10 protein-coding genes are annotated in these 15,890 nt (G+C 68.3%); 2 read left to right on the top strand and 8 right to left on the bottom strand.

Annotated features, from left to right (window positions below; translation table 11 throughout):
• Positions 1 to 48 precede the first annotated feature (48 nt).
• Positions 49 to 1,767: a formate--tetrahydrofolate ligase gene (locus tag J2X01_RS07565; RefSeq protein WP_310052508.1), complete on the top strand. Its 1,719-nt coding sequence runs from the start codon at positions 49 to 51 to the stop codon at positions 1,765 to 1,767.
• A gap of 153 nt (positions 1,768 to 1,920) precedes the next feature.
• Positions 1,921 to 2,838, top strand: coding sequence for a DUF559 domain-containing protein (locus tag J2X01_RS07560; protein ID WP_310052506.1), 918 nt, complete (start codon positions 1,921 to 1,923; stop codon positions 2,836 to 2,838).
• Positions 2,839 to 2,925: 87 nt separating this feature from the next.
• On the opposite strand, the gene J2X01_RS07555 is transcribed toward J2X01_RS07560, so the two are convergent.
• From J2X01_RS07555 to glmS, 8 genes are all read right to left on the bottom strand, one after another.
• Positions 2,926 to 4,011: an inositol-3-phosphate synthase gene (locus J2X01_RS07555; protein ID WP_310052504.1), complete on the bottom strand. Its 1,086-nt coding sequence runs from the start codon at positions 4,009 to 4,011 to the stop codon at positions 2,926 to 2,928.
• A gap of 171 nt (positions 4,012 to 4,182) precedes the next feature.
• On the bottom strand, positions 4,183 to 5,220 hold the full coding sequence (mgrA, locus tag J2X01_RS07550) for an L-glyceraldehyde 3-phosphate reductase (RefSeq protein ID WP_310052502.1): 1,038 nt from the start codon (positions 5,218 to 5,220) through the stop codon (positions 4,183 to 4,185).
• Positions 5,221 to 5,235: 15 nt separating this feature from the next.
• The gene (gene treZ / locus J2X01_RS07545) at positions 5,236 to 7,008 is read right to left on the bottom strand and encodes a malto-oligosyltrehalose trehalohydrolase (RefSeq protein WP_310052499.1); all 1,773 of its coding nucleotides are present in this window, start codon (positions 7,006 to 7,008) and stop codon (positions 5,236 to 5,238) included.
• Positions 7,009 to 7,078: 70 nt separating this feature from the next.
• A complete protein-coding gene (gene treY, locus J2X01_RS07540) occupies positions 7,079 to 9,406 on the bottom strand; it encodes a malto-oligosyltrehalose synthase (protein WP_310052496.1) in 2,328 nt (775 codons plus the stop codon).
• Positions 9,403 to 11,847: a glycogen debranching protein GlgX gene (glgX, locus tag J2X01_RS07535; RefSeq protein WP_310052494.1), complete on the bottom strand. Its 2,445-nt coding sequence runs from the start codon at positions 11,845 to 11,847 to the stop codon at positions 9,403 to 9,405. Before glgX ends, treY begins: the two co-directional genes overlap by 4 nt.
• Before the next feature lie 91 nt (positions 11,848 to 11,938).
• Positions 11,939 to 13,453, bottom strand: a complete 1,515-nt coding sequence (locus J2X01_RS07530) for an NAD(P)H-hydrate epimerase (protein ID WP_310052492.1) — start codon at positions 13,451 to 13,453, stop codon at positions 11,939 to 11,941.
• Between the two features lie 64 nt (positions 13,454 to 13,517).
• On the bottom strand, positions 13,518 to 13,865 hold the full coding sequence (locus J2X01_RS07525) for a holo-ACP synthase (RefSeq protein ID WP_024366340.1): 348 nt from the start codon (positions 13,863 to 13,865) through the stop codon (positions 13,518 to 13,520).
• Between the two features lie 4 nt (positions 13,866 to 13,869).
• On the bottom strand, positions 13,870 to 15,762 hold the full coding sequence (glmS, locus tag J2X01_RS07520) for a glutamine--fructose-6-phosphate transaminase (isomerizing) (protein WP_310052489.1): 1,893 nt from the start codon (positions 15,760 to 15,762) through the stop codon (positions 13,870 to 13,872).
• Between the last annotated feature and the right edge of the window lie 128 nt (positions 15,763 to 15,890).

The following is a 15,890-nucleotide window of genomic DNA, read 5'->3' as shown; positions in this document are numbered from 1 at the left end:
CCACCACCGGCCGGAACATCCACCGGCGCCACGAGCCAAAGGACAACGATGTCTGAATCGACGATTCCCGCCGGTACCGCCGCGCCGAGTGACCTGGAGATCGCGCAGCGTGCCACGATGAGGCCGATCGAGGAGATTGCCGCGGCGGCCGGGATCAACGCCGAAGCCCTCGAGCTCTACGGCAGGTACAAGGCAAAGATCGATCCGGCCAGGCTCGCCGCTTCGAAGGCCGGCGGTGTCTCCCGCGCCCCCGGCAAGGTGGTGCTGGTTTCCGCGATGTCGCCCACCCCCGCCGGCGAGGGCAAGTCCACCACCACGGTGGGCCTGGCGGATTCCCTGGCCCGGGCCGGCCACAGGGTGATGATCGCGCTGCGGGAACCGTCGCTCGGCCCGATCCTGGGGATGAAGGGCGGCGCCACCGGCGGCGGCTATTCCCAGGTCCTGCCGATGGACGAGATCAACCTCCACTTCACCGGCGATTTCCACGCCGTCACCTCGGCGAACAACGCCCTGATGGCCCTCGTGGACAACCACATCTACCAGGGCAATGAACTGAACATCGACCCGCGCCGGATGACGTTCAAACGGGTGCTGGACATGAACGACCGGTCCCTGCGCGAGGTCGTGATCGGCCTCGGCGGCCCGACGCAGGGCACCCCCCGGCAGGACGGCTTCGACATCACCGTGGCCTCGGAGATCATGGCGGTGTTCTGCCTCGCCACCGACCTGGCCGACCTGCGGGAACGGCTCGGCCGGATCACCTTCGGCTACACGTACGACCGGCAGCCGGTCACCGTGGCCCAGCTGGGTGTCCAGGGGGCCCTGACCATGCTGCTCAGGGACGCCCTCAAACCGAACCTGGTGCAGACCATCGCCGGGACCCCGGCCCTGGTCCACGGCGGGCCGTTCGCCAACATCGCCCATGGCTGCAACTCCCTGATCGCGACCCAGACCGCCCGCAGCCTGGCGGACATCGTCGTCACCGAGGCCGGCTTCGGCGCCGACCTGGGCGCGGAAAAGTACATGGACATCAAGTCCCGCGTCGCCGACGTCGCCCCGTCCGCCGTCGTGGTGGTCGCGACGATCCGGGCCCTGAAGATGCACGGCGGCGTCCCCAAGGACCAGCTCAGGGAGCCCAACGTGGACGCGCTGGCCGCCGGCGTCGTGAATCTTCAGCGCCATGTGCGGAACGTGGAGAAATTCGGCATCACCCCGGTGGTGGCGATCAACCGGTTCGCCACGGACACCCGGGAGGAGCTGGACTGGCTGCTGGAATGGTGCGCCGCGGCGGGCGTCCAGGCGGCCGTGGCCGATGTCTGGGGCCGCGGCGGAGGCGGCGACGGCGGCGATGAACTCGCCGCCAAGGTTGCCGCGGCGGTTGATGCGCCGCATACCTTCCGGCACCTGTATCCGCTGGAGATGTCCGTGGAGGACAAGATCCGGACGATCGTGCAGGAAATTTACGGCGCCGACGGAGTGGATTTCTCCGTTCCGGCGCTCAAGCGGCTCGCGGAGATCGAGAAGAACGGCTGGTCCGGCTTCCCGGTCTGCATGGCGAAGACGCAGTATTCCTTCACCGACGACGCGAGCAGGCTCGGCGCCCCGAAGGGTTTCACCGTGCACGTCCGCGACCTCATTCCGAAGACGGGCGCCGGCTTCATCGTGGCCCTCACCGGCGCGGTCATGACGATGCCTGGACTGCCCCGGGTGCCCGCGGCGATGCGCATGGACGTCGACGCCGCCGGCAACCCCGTCGGCCTCTTCTAGCCCCTCCCCAGCCCCTCCCCAGCCCCTCCCACCTCCCGTTGCGCTATCACTTTTGGGGGTCATTTCGGCGGAATGCCGACCAAAAGTGATAGCGCAACGGGTCCTTGTGGATAACCGGAGCGGGGATCCGGCGTTGGGATAAGAATGGTCCGCATGCACCCACCAGCAGCCCTGCCGGCCCACCTCGCCTCAGCCCCGTTCACGGTCTATGAGGCCCGGGCTGCCACCCTGGGCAGCTCCCGGCTCCGCGCCTCCGATCTCGCGACGGCCGGCCGGCTGATCTATCTGCCTACCGGCTGGGAATTTGAACTCCGCGGCCTGGCCCGTGCCCTGTCGGCCGCGACGCCGGGCGCGTGGATATCGCACCTCACGGCCGCAATGTTGCTGGGCCTGTGGCTCCCGTCGTGGTTCCGCGGTTGCCAGGAACTGCATCTCAGCAAACCCAGGGCGCTGCCGCCGGTCCGGCGAGAGGGTGTAGTCGGACATACCGTCCTGGCGTTCAACGACGAGCTCATGGTCTGGGACGGAATCCGGATTTCAACGCCGGCCCGGACCTGGCTGGACCTTGCCCGGATCCTGCCCCTGACCGATCTCGTGGCGGTGGGCGACCAGTTGGTGCGGCAGCCCCGCCCTGAGCTCGAGGGCCGCACGGAGCCCTGGGCGACACGTCCCCAGCTTGCGGCGATGCTAAGACGGCATCCGAAACTGAAGGGAATCGTGAAGGCCCGCCAGGCCCTCGAGCTGATCCGGCCGGGCTCCGACTCCGCGCCGGAAACGGTCCTTCGCCTGGCGTTGACCGGGGCCGGGCTCCCGGAGCCCGAGTTGCAGCTTCGGATTGTGCCGGGTGACCCCTACTCCCCCGCTGCGGACCTCGGCTACCGGCGCCAACGGATCGCCATCCAGTACGACGGCGGCCATCACCGCACGCGCGAACAACAGTCCCGCGACAACCGCCGCGACGAATCGTTCAACGCGGCCGGCTGGCGTTATTTCAAGTTCAACGCCGACGATCTGGCCGATGACTTCCGCGGCGCGGTTCTCCGGGTGCGCGCCGCCCTGCGCCCCCGTTAAACGCCCGTTGCCCTATCACTTTTGGCGGCCAAACCAGGGGTTTGGGCACCAAAAGTGATAGGGCAACCGGGGGCGGAGGAGGCGGGGTTAGCGCTCGAGGTCGCCGCGGATGAAGGCCTCGACCTTGTCGCGGGCGAGGTCGTCGTTGAACTGCTCCGGCGGGGACTTCATGAAGTAGCTCGACGCCGACAGCAGCGGTCCGCCGATGCCGCGGTCCAGGCCGATCTTGGCGGCGCGGATGGCGTCGATGATCACGCCGGCGGAGTTGGGCGAGTCCCAGACCTCAAGCTTGTATTCGAGCGACACCGGGGCGTCGCCGAAGTTGCGGCCCTCGAGGCGGACGAAGGCCCACTTGCGGTCATCGAGCCACTGGACGTAGTCCGACGGGCCGATGTGGACGTCGCGCGGCGCGATGTCGGCTTCCACGTTGGACGTGACGGCCTGCGTCTTGGAGATTTTCTTGGACTCGAGGCGGTCACGTTCCAGCATGTTCTTGAAGTCCATGTTGCCGCCGACGTTCAGCTGGTACGTGCGGTCCAGGGTGACGCCGCGGTCCTCGAACAGTTTGGCCATGACGCGGTGCGTGATGGTGGCACCGATCTGGCTCTTGATGTCATCGCCCACGATCGGGACACCGGCGGCGGTGAACTTGTCCGCCCAGGCCTTGGTGCCGGCGATGAAGACCGGCAGGGCGTTGACGAAGCCAACCCCGGCGTCGATCGCGCACTGGGCGTAGAACTCCGCGGCTTCCTGCGACCCGACCGGCAGGTAGCAGACCATCACGTCGGCCTTGGCGTCCTTGAGGGCCTGGACGACGTCGACCGGCTCTTCCGCGGACTGCTCGATGGTCTCGAGGTAGTACTTGCCGAGCCCGTCCAGGGTCGGGCCGCGCTGGACGGTGACGCCGGTCGGCGGGACGTCGGCGATCTTGATGGTGTTGTTTTCGCTCGCCAGGATGGCGTCGGCCAGATCCAGGCCCACCTTCTTGCCGTCGACGTCGAAGGCGGCGACGAACTCGACGTCGTTGACGTGGTACTGGCCGAACTCGACATGCATCAGCCCCGGAATCGTGGCCTTGGGGTCGGCATCCCGGTAGTACTCAACGCCCTGGACCAGTGAAGTGGCACAGTTACCTACGCCGACGATTGCAACACGAATCGGATGTGAAGACACGGAACTCCTTTGGGAACAAACTTCAATGCCCGGCACGGCCGCGCTCTGATGCGCGGCGGCGGCTGACGGGCATGGCGCCGTACGGCGCCCTTAGTATTCTAGTCAACGGCACCGGCGGGCTGCTTGTTCCCGCCCGCCGGTGCCGATTGTGTTACTTGAGGGGGCGGCCGGCTACTTCTGGGCCCACAGATTGATGTCGGACTCGACGGCGAACTCGTCGATCGCCGTCAGCTCAGCGGCGGTGAAGTCGAGGTTGTTGATCGCCGACAGGGTGTCCTCCAGCTGCCGGACGCTGGACGCGCCGACCAGCGCGGAGGTCACGGACGAGCCCTTGCTTTGCTCGCGCAGGATCCAGGCGATGGCCAGCTGCGCGAGGGTCTGCCCGCGGCCCTCGGCGATCCGGTGCAGGCCCCGCACCCGGTCCAGTTTGTCCTCCGTGATGCTGTTTTCGTCCAGCGACTTCTCCTGCGCGGCGCGTGAATCGGCCGGGATCCCGTTCAGGTAGCGGTCGGTGAGCATGCCCTGCGCCAGCGGCGAGAACGCGATCGAGCCGGCCCCCACCTGGTCCAGCGCCTCGTACAGGTTGGGGCTGCCGTTTTCCGTCCAGCGGTTCAGCATGGAGTAGCTCGGCTGGTGGATCAGCAGCGGGGTGCCGAGCCCCTTCAGGATCCGGGCGGCCTCCAGGGTCTGTTCCGGCGTGTAGGAGGAGATGCCCGCGTACAGGGCCTTGCCGGAGCGGACGGCGGAGTCCAGGGCGCCCATGGTCTCTTCCATCGGCGTTTCCGGGTCCGGACGGTGGCTGTAGAAGATGTCCACGTAGTCCAGGCCCATCCGGTTCAGCGACTGGTCCAGGCTGGCGAGCAGGTATTTGCGGGAGCCCCATTCGCCGAACGGGCCCGGCCACATGTCGTAGCCGGCCTTGGTCGAGATGATGAGCTCGTCGCGGTAGGGCGCGAAGTCATCCCTGAGGTGGCGGCCGAAGTTGGTCTCCGCGGATCCGGCCCGCGGCCCGTAGTTGTTCGCCAGGTCGAAGTGGTTGACGCCCAGGTCGAAGGCCCGGCGCAGGATGGCCCGCTGGGTCTCGAACGGTTTGTCGTCGCCGAAGTTGTGCCACAGGCCAAGCGAAATGGCCGGGAGCTTCAACCCGCTGCGGCCCACGCGGCGGTAGGGCATGGAGTCATACCGGGTCTCTGCTGCAACATAAGTCATACGTACTATCCTGTCCTATTTGGAGATGATGGCGGCGCTGTGGCCGGGCAGGGCGAGCTGGCCGCCCTCCAGGAGCACGCCGTCGTCGGTGGCGAGGGCCACCGAGGAGCCGGAAACGGCGATCCGGCGCGGTTCGGCGGAGAAGTTCATCGCCACCTCCACGCTGCCGCGGCGCAGGCGGAGCCAGCGGTCGGCCTCGCTGAAGGCCACCGCGGTGTCCTCGAAGCCGAGGCCGGCAAGCTCCGGCGTCGAACGCCGCAGCGCGATCAGCTTCCGGTACAAGTCCAGCAGGCGGGCGTGGTCGCCCTCGGCGGCTTCGGCCCAGTTGAGCCGGGAACGGGTGAACGTCTCCGGGTCCTGCGGGTCGGGCACGACGGCGGGGTCCCAGCCCATCCGCTCGAACTCCCGGATCCGTCCCTCCGCGGTGGCCTTCCCAAGTTCCGGTTCCGGGTGCGAGGTGAAGAACTGCCACGGCGTGCTGGCGCCGTATTCCTCCCCCATAAAGAGCATCGGCGTGAACGGCGACGTCAGGGTTGCGACGGCGGCAAGCGCCAACTGCCCGTAGCCCAGGGTCTGGGACAGCCGGTCGCCCGTGGCCCGGTTGCCGATCTGGTCGTGGTTCTGGCTGCAGACCACGAGGGCTGCCGGGTGGACCAGGGACGTGTTGATGGGCCGGCCGTGGTGCCGGCCGCGGAAGCTGGAGTAGCTGCCGTCATGGAAGAAGCCGTCCACCAGGACCTTCGCCAGCGCGCCGATGGAGCCGAAATCCTCGTAGTAGCCGGTCGTCTCACCGCTGACGTTGACGTGCACGGCATGGTGGAAGTCATCGCTCCACTGCCCGGCGAGGCCGTAGCCGTTGACGTCCCGCGGGTAGAGCAGCCGCGGATCGTTGAGGTCCGACTCGGCGATCATCGTGGCCGGGCGGCCGGTCCCGGCGGCGATCTCGTCCGCGAGCGCCCCGAACTCCTCAAGCAGGTGGACGGCCCGCTCGTCCTTGAAGGCGTGCACGGCGTCGAGCCGCAGCCCGTCCACGTGGTAGTCCCGCAGCCACATGGCGGCGTTCTCGAGGATGTAGCGGCGCACGACGTCGGAGCCGGGGCCGTCGAGGTTCACCGAGTCGCCCCAGGTGTTGCCCTCCCCCGGTTTCAGGTACGGCCCGAAGCGTCCGAGGTAGTTTCCGCTGGGTCCGAGGTGGTTGTAGACCACGTCCTGGATGACGCCCAGCCCGGCGGCATGGGCGGCGTCGACGAAGCGCTGGTACGCGGCGGGTCCGCCGTAGCCTTCGTGCACGGCGTACCAGAGGACGCCGTCGTAGCCCCAGTTGTGGGTGCCGTTGAAGCCGTTCACCGGCAGCAGCTCCACGAAATCTATGCCGAGCTCCACGAGGTAGCCGAGCTTCCCGATCGCCGCATCCAGCGTGCCCTCGGGCGTGAACGTGCCCAGGTGCAGCTCGTAGATCACACCGCCTTGCAGCCCGCGGCCCTGCCACTGCCCGTCCGCCCACGCGTGGCTGCCGGCGTCGAAGGTCCGGGACAGGGCGTGGACGCCCCCGGGCTGCCGCCGCGACCGGGGGTCCGGCAGCGGTGTGGTGTCCCCGTCGAGCAGGTAGCCGTAGTCCACCTCCCCGGCGGCCGGGGCGTCCGCCGCGGCCCACCACCCGCCGCCGTCCGGGCCGTCGCCGGGAAGCCGGCTCATCGGGTACTCCCGGCCGGCGGCGAGCAGCGTGACGGTGTGCGCGTCCGGCGCCCAGACGTTGAAGCGGTCGGTTCCCTGTGCAGGCAAAGTCATGGCGTTCTTCCGTTCCCCGGTGCGGGTTTTGTCAGTCGGTGCGGTCAGGAGGTGAGGTCAGGACGTGCGGTCAGGAGGTGGGCACCAGCAGCGCCACCGGGTAGGCGCCGAGGATGTCGGCCAGCGGCACGGAGCCGGCGGCGAAGGTGTTCCCGGTCAGCTCGTCCGCCATGTCCACGGCGAGTTCGACGGCGGTGTCCTGCCAGCCGCCCTGCCGCTCCAGTCCGCGGGGCAGCCGGGTAGCGAGCGTGAGGGCCCCGGCGGCCGCGGCGCTGCCGCGGTCAAAGCCGATCAGGTGCCCGGCGGCCGGCCCGGTGGCCGCGACGGGGCGGTAGCCCGTGAACAGCTCCGGGCGGTCCCGGCGCAGGCGCAGCGCCCGCGAGGTGACCAGCAGTTTCGCGGCGTCGTCGGTGTACGACGCCGGGCGGTCGCCGGCGTCGAGCGCTGCCAGCGCCGCGCGCCGGGCGGCGTAGTCGAACGGCCGGCGGTTGTCCGGATCCGTCAGCGAGCGGTCCCAGAACTCGGTGCCCTGGTAGACATCCGGGACCCCGGGCATGGTCAGCTGCACCAGCTTGGCCCCCAGTGAGTTGACGGCACCGTAGGGCGCCAGCAGCTCCACCAGGGATTCCAGTTCGGCACGGACCGCGGGGTTGTCAAAGGCCGCGTCGACGGCGGCTGCGAGCTGCTTCTCGAAGGCCTCGTCCGGGTCCAGCCAGTCGGTCGAGTTGCCGGCCTCGCGGGCCGCCTTCCGCGCGAAGTACTGAAGCCGTTCACGGTCCGCGGGCCAGGCACCCGCAACGGCCTGCCACAGCAGGTTCGCCAGCGGCCCGTCGGGCAGCGGCGCCAGGTCCTGCAGCCGGGCCAGGGCGGCTGTCCACTCGCCCGCCAGCTCCGCGAGCACCGAGATCCTGGCGCGGGTGTCTTCGCTGCGTTTGGTGTCGTGCGTGCTCAGCGTGGTCATCGACAGCGGGAGCTCGGCCTGCCGGCGGGTCATCCGGTGATGGAACTCCTCCGGCGCGACGGCGAACTCGGTGGGATCGGCCCCGACCTCCGTCAGCGTGCCCAGCCGGGTGTAACGGAAGAACGCGGTGTCTTCCACGCCCTTGGCCATGACCATGCCGGAGGTCTGCTGGAAGCGGCGCCCCAGCTCGGCGCCGTCCTCCGGACCGGCGTCCAGCAGCAGCGGCAGCAACAGCCCGACGGCGTCGGCCAGCCCGGGATGACGCCGGACGGCCAGTCCGCACGCCTCCCGCAGGACGTCGGCGCCCTCCGGAAGGTAGCTGCGGTAGACCGGGAAGGCAGCAATGATTTCGGACAGCGCGTCGGCAGCCGCTTCGACCGTGAGGCCCGCGCCGGGCGGCACCAGCCGCGCCAGCCGGAGCATCTCGGAGTGCAGGATGCCGTCCGTGATCCGGCGCTTGGTGCCCCGGATCATTTCCTCGTAGTCGGCGGGCGAGCCGCCGCGCAGTTGGGCGTCGAGGGTGTCGAGCGTTTCCTGCCCGGCGGGGTCAACGAAGAGCCGGTCCACGTCCGCGAGGGCGTCGTAGCCGGTGGTTCCCTCGCAATCGAAGCCGGCGGGAAGCACCTCGCCGGGCTCGAGGATCTTCTCGATCAGCAGGTAGCTGCCGCCCGTGACTTCCCGGAGCCCGCGCAGGTAGCCTTCCGGGTCGGCCAGGCCGTCCGGGTGGTCGATCCTCAGTCCGTCGACCAGCCCGTCGCGGAACCAGCGGACGATCTCGGCGTGGGCCTCATCGAAGACCTCCGGGACCTCGACGCGGATGCCGGCGAGGCTGTTGACCGCGAAGAACCTGCGGTAGTTCAGCTCGTTGTCCGCCCGGCGCCAGCCGATCAGCTCATAGTACTGCCGGTCGTGGACCTCGCGGGGGTCATCCCCCTCGGCGTAACTTCCCGCCGCGAGCGGGAAGCGGTGGTCGTAGTACCGCAGCTCGCCATCCCTGATTTCCAGCGCGTCGACGTCGGAGTCCGATCCCAGCACGGGGATCCGGATCCGGCCGCCGCCGAAGTCCCAGTCGACGTCGAACGCCGGGGCGTAGCGGGACTGCCGGCCCTCCTGGAGCAGGGACCACCACCACGGGTTCTGGGCGGGGGTGGCGACGCCGACATGGTTGGGCACAATGTCGACGAGCACGCCCATGCCGGCCTCCCGTGCCGCCTTCGACGCCGCGATCAGGCCCTCGGGACCGCCGCGGTCCGGATCGATCGCGGCGGGGTCGGTGACGTCATAGCCGTGGTCCGAGCCCTTCTCCGCGGTCAGGATCGGCGAGAGGTAGATCCAGTCCACGCCGAGTGACTTCAGGTAGGGCACGGTCTCGGCGGCATCCTGGAGCGTGAAGCCGGGCCGGATCTGCAGCCGGTAGGTGGAGACGGGAGTCCTCATTTGGCCGGCCCCTTCGGCGTCTTCGGCTTGTCAGCCTCCGACTTTTTTCCAGAGCCCTTCGAGGCGGCCTTGGCGGAGCCCTTGGCCGAACCCTTGGCAGCGGGTTTCGCGGCCGGCTTCGACGCCGGGGCCTCGGGAGCGTGGTCCGCCGCGGCCTCCGGAACCGGTACCGGTGCGGGTTCCGCCACGACCTTGGGAGCGGGTTCCGCCGCGACCTTGGGAGCCGGCTCCGCCGGATCGGCTGCGGCGGGACGTGCCGCCCCGTGCTCGGCGTCCTCGTGTTCGGCCATCGCGGCGAGCGAAGCGGCCGCGGAGTAATCCACTTCCACCTCGGGGCCGGAGTGGGCACGGAGCACCACCATGGACTTGGCGGCGAGTTTCAGCACCGACCGTGCCTTGAGCGGTTGCTCGGTGTCTGCCTGGTCCGCGGTGTCCACCAAGACGTCCCAGAACTTTGAGTACTCCTCCGCCGGCAGCGCAAAGTCCACGTCGTCGTCGTGGGCGTTGAAAGCGAGCAGGAAGCTGTCATCGGTGATCCGGCGGCCGCGGGAGTCCTGCTCCTGGATGCCGTGGCCGTTGTAGAACACGCCGATGGTCCGGCCGAAACCGCTGTCCCAGTCCTCCGGCAGCATTTCGGTGCCGTCCGTTTTCAGCCAGACGATGTCCGGCAGCTTCTCGCCCTCGCCGCGGCGTACCGGTCGGCCGTCGAAGAAGCGGCTGCGCCGGAACGTCGGGTGGTCGTGCCGGATCTTGTTGACGACGGCGGTGAACTCCACCAGCGGCTGGTCCATGGCCTCCCAGTGGACCCAGCTCAGCTCGGAGTCCTGGCAATAGGTGTTGTTGTTGCCCTGCTGGGTGCGGCCAAGCTCGTCACCGTGCAGCAGCATCGGGACACCCTGCGAGAGCAGCAGGGTGGCGATGAAGTTGCGCTGCTGGCGGGCACGGAGGGTCAGGACGGTGTCCTTGTCGGTGTCGCCCTCTGCGCCGCAGTTCCAGGACCGGTTGTGTGATTCGCCGTCGTTGTTGCCCTCGCCGTTGGCGTCGTTGTGCTTCTCGTTGTAGGAGACGAGGTCGCGCATGGTGAAGCCGTCGTGGGCGGTGACGAAGTTGATCGAGGCCACAGGGCGCCGCGCCGAGCTTTCGTACAGGTCCGCCGAGCCCGTCAGGCGGGAGGCGAATTCGCCCAGCGTGGAGGGCTCGCCGCGCCAGAAGTCGCGGACCGTGTCGCGGTATTTGCCGTTCCATTCGGTCCACTGCGGCGGGAAGTTACCCACCTGGTAGCCGCCCGGGCCGATGTCCCAGGGCTCTGCGATCAGCTTCACCTGGGAGACCACCGGGTCCTGCTGGATGAGTTCGAAGAAGGTGGACAGCTTGTCGACGTCGTAGAACTCACGGGCCAGCGTGGAGGCGAGGTCGAAGCGGAAGCCGTCGACGTGCATCTCCAGCACCCAGTAGCGCAGGGAGTCCATCAGCAGCTGGAGCGAGTGCGGGTGCCGGACGTTGAGCGAGTTGCCGGTGCCGGTGTAGTCCATGTAGTGCTTCAGGTCGTCGTCGACGAGGCGGTAGTAGGCCTGGTTGTCGATGCCTTTGAAGGACAGCGTGGGACCGAGGTGGTTGCCTTCCGCGGTGTGGTTGTAGACCACGTCCAGGATCACCTCCATGCCGGCCTTGTGCAGCTCGCGGACCATGGCCTTGAACTCCTGGACCTGGTGGCCGACGTCGCCGGAGGAACTGTAGGTGTTTTGCGGGGCGAAGAAGCCGATGGTGTTGTAGCCCCAGTAGTTGTTGAGGCCCTTCTCCTCGAGCGTGCCGTCGTTGACGAACTGGTGGACCGGCATGAGCTCGATCGCGGTGACGCCGAGCTTCTTCAGGTGGTCAATCACCGCCGGGTGCGACACTCCGGCATACGTGCCGCGCTGGGCTTCGGGAACCTCCGGGTGCAGCTCGGTCAGGCCCTTGACGTGGGCCTCGTAGATGACCGATTCGTGGTAGGGGATCCGCAGCTGGCGGTCACCGTCCCATTCGAAGAACGGGTTGATCACCACGCCGTGCATGGTGTGCGGGGCCGAGTCGCTGTCGTTCCGGGAGTCGGGGTTGCCGAACTCGTAGGTGAAGAGTGCCGGATCCCAGTCGATCTGGCCCTGGATGGCCTTCGCGTACGGGTCGAGGAGCAGCTTGTTCGGGTTGAAGCGGTCGCCGCGCTCCGGCTCGTAGGCGCCGTGGACCCGGTAGCCGTACTTCTGTCCCGGCTGGATGTGCGGCAGGTAGCAGTGCCAGACGTAGCCGTCGACCTCGGTCAGTTCAAGCCGGGTCTCGCTCAAGTCATCGGCGAGGAGGCACAGCTCCACCCGCTCGGCACGCTCGCTGAACAGGGCAAAGTTGGTGCCAGTGCCGTCAAAAGTAGCTCCCAGCGGGTAAGCCGTTCCGGGCCAGACTTCCATGTGTTCTCCTCGTGCATATGCGGACAATCTCTAGACAGACTACTGGTAAGTAGGGTTATCATCCCGATCGGGACGTTTCACCCGCTCTGCATCACATCGTCCGCAGCACCTCCGGGACGGCGTCGGAAATGGCACTGGCGGTCACCGGTCCGCCAGCGGAGGCGAGGCTCCCGGCGCGGCCGTGGACGCTGGCGGCCATTGCGGCGATAGCCCCCCATCGTGCGTCCGGATCGATGCCACGTTCAGCGAAATGGCCGACGTCGGCACCCAGCCGGGCAAGCAGTGCACCGATAACCCCTGCCAGCACGTCGCCGCTTCCTGCCGTGGCCATCCAGGGTGTGCCCTCGGCCTGGCTGTAGAAGTCCTGGAAGGGCGAGGCAACGAGGGTGGTCGCTCCCTTCAGCAGCACCGTGGCTTCCGTCAGGCCCGCAGCCCGCCGCACGGCGCTTAGCGTGGATGCCTCCACCGCCGCGCGGTCCAGGCCAACCCCGAGGCGCTGGAGCAATGACGCCAGTTCGCCGGCGTGGGGCGTCAGGATTACTTGCGGGGCCAGCACATCAGGCAGGGCCGGCAATGCGCCGGCGTCGGCAATCGTCGGCAGGCCCGAGTCTGCGGCGTCGCGGGCGCGCTGCAACTGCTGCTCATCGGAGTCATCCAGCCCGGAGCCCACGAGCCAGGCCTGGACGTGCGTCCCGGCCACGGTTCCGGCGCTGCAGACAATCTCAGGACACGCCTGGCGGACGAGATCTGCGACGTCCGGCGGGCCGAGGTAACGCACCATGCCGGCGCCGGCTGCCAGGGCGCCCTTGCAGGCCAGCACAGCTGCGCCGGGATAAGCGCTGGAGCCTGCGACCACCCCGAGCACTCCCCTGGAGTACTTGTGCGCCCGCCGCTCCGGTCTGGCCAGCAGGGCGGAAAGATCCCCGGCCTCAAAGCGGCACAGGGCGGGCCACGGGAGCCCGGCTTCGATGCCGATGGGGACAACCTGCACCCGGCCGGCAAAGTCCGCCCCGGGATCGGCCAGCAGCCCGGCCTTGGCCGCCCCGAAGGTCACGGTCAGCTCGGCGCGGAGCACGGGGGCGTGGGCTTCGCCGGTGTCGGCGTCCACGCCGCTGGGAATGTCGCAGGCCACGACCAGTCCGGGACGGGCACGTCCCAGCGCTTCGACCAGCTCCGCGGCGGGGCCCCGCAGCCCGCCCTGCGCGCCGGTGCCGAGGACTGCGTCTATGACGACGCCGGATGCCGCGGCGGCCGCCGTCGCCTCTGCCATGTTCTCCGGCGTCAGGCGGACCACCCGGCCGCCGGCCTTCTTAAAGGCCGCGAGTCCTTCCGGGTGGGCGTCGCCCGCGGTGAGCACCGCCGTCGTCCGCAGGCCGCGGCGGGCCAGCATGGCGGCCGCGAAAAGCCCGTCGCCGCCGTTGTTGCCCTTGCCGGCGAGTACCGTGACGCTGGCGCCGTAGAGCCGCTGCCGGCCGCCGCGCAGTTCGCGGACCACCGCATTGGCCAGGCCGTAGGCGGCGCGCTGCATCAGAACAGCGCCCACACCGTTGTCCAGAAAGCTCTTTTCAGTCTCTCGTATCTGGGTTCCGGTGTAGGCGCTGATCATGGTTCCAGTCCATTCGCGGTGCAGTCGCTGCGGGAAAGTCCGGCTTTAGCCGGGCCCGTAATAGTCAGCCTTCGGCGATGACGGTCGCCGTGGCGATGCCGCCGTCGTGGCTCATCGAGAGGTGCCAGCGTTTGACGCCCTTCGACTCCGCGACGGCCAGCACCGTGCCCTTGACCTGGACGGTGGGCCCGTTCTGGTCCAGCCCGATCCAGCAGTCCTGCCAGTTCATGCCGGCCGGGGCGCCGAGGACTTTGGCCACGGCCTCCTTGGCGGCGAACCGGGCGGCCAGGGACCGGGTGTTCAGTTCGCGTTCCGCGGGGACGAACAGCCGGTCGCGCAGCCCGGGGGTGCGCTCGAGCTGCCGGCCGAACCGTTCAATGTCTACGACGTCTACGCCAATGCCAACAATCATGGCGTTATTCTACGGTCACGCTCTTGGCCAGGTTGCGAGGCTGGTCGACGTCGTAACCCTTGGCGGAGGCCAGGGCCAGGGCAAAGATCTGCAGCGGGACCGTGGTCAGCAGCGGCGCCAGCAGGGTGGGGGTCTCCGGGATGTAGAAGACGTGCTCGGCGTAGGCCTTGACGGCCTCGTCGCCTTCTTCCGCGATCACGATCGTCTTGGCGCCGCGGGCCCGGACTTCCTGGATGTTGGAGACAACCTTGGCGTGCAGCGAGTCGCGGCCGCGGGGCGAGGGAACCACCACGACGACCGGCTGGCCCTCCTCGATCAGCGCGATCGGGCCGTGCTTGAGTTCGCCGGCGGCGAAGCCCTCGGCATGGATGTAGGCGAGCTCCTTGAGCTTGAGCGCGCCCTCCATCGCCACCGGGAAGCCGACGTGGCGGCCCAGGAACAGCACGGACTTGGCGTCGGCCATGGACTCGCCGAGTTCCTTGATCTGCGCCTGGTTATCGAGGATCTGCTGGATCTTCGCGGGGATCTTGTTGAGGTCCGCGAGGACGTCCTTGATCTCGCCCTGGAACTTGTTGCCGCGCAGCTGGGCCAGGTAGAGGCCCAGGAGGTAGGCGGCGGTGATCTGCGCCAGGAAGGCCTTCGTGGAGGCGACGGCGATTTCCGGGCCGGCGTGGGTGTAGAGCACGGCGTCGGATTCGCGCGGGATCGTGGAACCGTTGGTGTTGCAGATCGAGACCGTCTTGGCGCCCTGTTCCTTGGCGTAGCGGACGGCCATCAGGGTGTCCATGGTCTCGCCGGACTGGGAGATCGAGACGATCAGGGTGTTCTCGTCGACGATCGGGTCGCGGTAGCGGAATTCGTGCGAGAGCTCCACCTCGGTGGGGATCCGGCACCAGCGCTCGATCGCGTACCTGGCGACCTGTCCGGCGTAGGCGGAGGTACCGCAGGCCAGGACGATGATCTTGTTGACGTTCTTGAGCAGTTCCGGATCGATTCGGAGCTCGTTGAGGGTCAGCCTGCCGTTGATGTCCGAGCGGCCCAGCAGGGTCTGCAGCACGGCGTTGGGCTGGTCGTGGATTTCCTTTTCCATGAAGGACGGGAAGCCGCCCTTTTCCGCGGAGGCCGGATCCCAGTCGACGTGGTATTCCTTACCTTCGGCCGGGGCGCCGTAGAAGTCCGTGATTTCCACGGTGTCGGCGGTGATCGTGACGATCTGGTCCTGGCCGAGTTCGACGGCGCGGCGGGTGTAGTCGATGAAGCCGGAGACGTCGGAGCCGAGGAAGTTCTCGCCGTCGCCGAGGCCGACGACGAGCGGGGAGTTGCGGCGGGCGGCCACCACGATGTCGGGCTGGTCCGCGTGGACGGCGAGCAGCGTGAAGGCGCCTTCCAAGCGCTGGCAGGCGAGCTGCATGGCCTTGGTGAGGTCGCCCTTGGCCGAGCCGCCGTGGAGCTGGTTGCGGTAGATGTCGCCCAGCAGCGCGGCAGCAACTTCGGTGTCGGTTTCGGACTGGAACTCCACGCCCTTGCGCACGAGTTCCAGCTTGAGCTCGGCAAAGTTTTCGATGATGCCGTTGTGGATCAGGGCCAGTTTGCCCTCATCGGCCAGGTGCGGGTGGGCGTTCTGGTCCGTCGGGCCGCCGTGGGTCGCCCAGCGCGTGTGACCGATGCCGGTCAGCGAGTCAGGCAGCGGGTTGGCCTCGAGTTCGGCGATCAGGTTTTTCAGTTTCCCGGACTTCTTGCGGGACGAAATAGTCCCGTCAGCTACCACGGCGATGCCGGCAGAGTCGTAGCCCCGGTATTCCAAGCGCCGCAGTCCCTCAAGGACAACGTCCAGGGCGTTGTGTCCAGTATTTACCCGGCCAGCGGAGTGGCCCACATATCCAACGATTCCACACATGGACTAAAGCCTAGCGGGTTTCCCGGACAGCGGACGTAGGATGAACGGCCGTAAGACGCCGTTCGCCGCCCACTTTGCGCGTCCCCGGGCCGTCCATTTCGCTCTCGGCCCGGCGCGGGGCAGAATCT

It is taken from the genome of Arthrobacter ginsengisoli (assembly GCF_031456935.1).
Lineage (GTDB): Bacteria > Actinomycetota > Actinomycetes > Actinomycetales > Micrococcaceae > Arthrobacter > Arthrobacter ginsengisoli.
The sequence above is the reverse complement of the archived record's forward strand: the minus strand, read 5'-3'. Positions and strand labels throughout refer to the sequence as shown.

Excerpts from the sequence above, each read along its gene's own strand:
- J2X01_RS07565 (WP_310052508.1), top strand. The coding sequence starts at position 49 with ATGTCTGAATCGACGATTCCCGCCGGTACCGCCGCGCCGAGTGACCTG.
- J2X01_RS07560 (WP_310052506.1), top strand. The coding sequence starts at position 1,921 with ATGCACCCACCAGCAGCCCTGCCGGCCCACCTCGCCTCAGCCCCGTTC.
- mgrA (WP_310052502.1), bottom strand. The coding sequence starts at position 5,220 with ATGACTTATGTTGCAGCAGAGACCCGGTATGACTCCATGCCCTACCGC.
- treZ (WP_310052499.1), bottom strand. The coding sequence starts at position 7,008 with ATGACTTTGCCTGCACAGGGAACCGACCGCTTCAACGTCTGGGCGCCG.
- treY (WP_310052496.1), bottom strand. The coding sequence starts at position 9,406 with ATGAGGACTCCCGTCTCCACCTACCGGCTGCAGATCCGGCCCGGCTTC.
- glgX (WP_310052494.1), bottom strand. The coding sequence starts at position 11,847 with ATGGAAGTCTGGCCCGGAACGGCTTACCCGCTGGGAGCTACTTTTGAC.
- J2X01_RS07530 (WP_310052492.1), bottom strand. The coding sequence starts at position 13,453 with ATGATCAGCGCCTACACCGGAACCCAGATACGAGAGACTGAAAAGAGC.
- J2X01_RS07525 (WP_024366340.1), bottom strand. The coding sequence starts at position 13,865 with ATGATTGTTGGCATTGGCGTAGACGTCGTAGACATTGAACGGTTCGGC.
- glmS (WP_310052489.1), bottom strand. The coding sequence starts at position 15,762 with ATGTGTGGAATCGTTGGATATGTGGGCCACTCCGCTGGCCGGGTAAAT.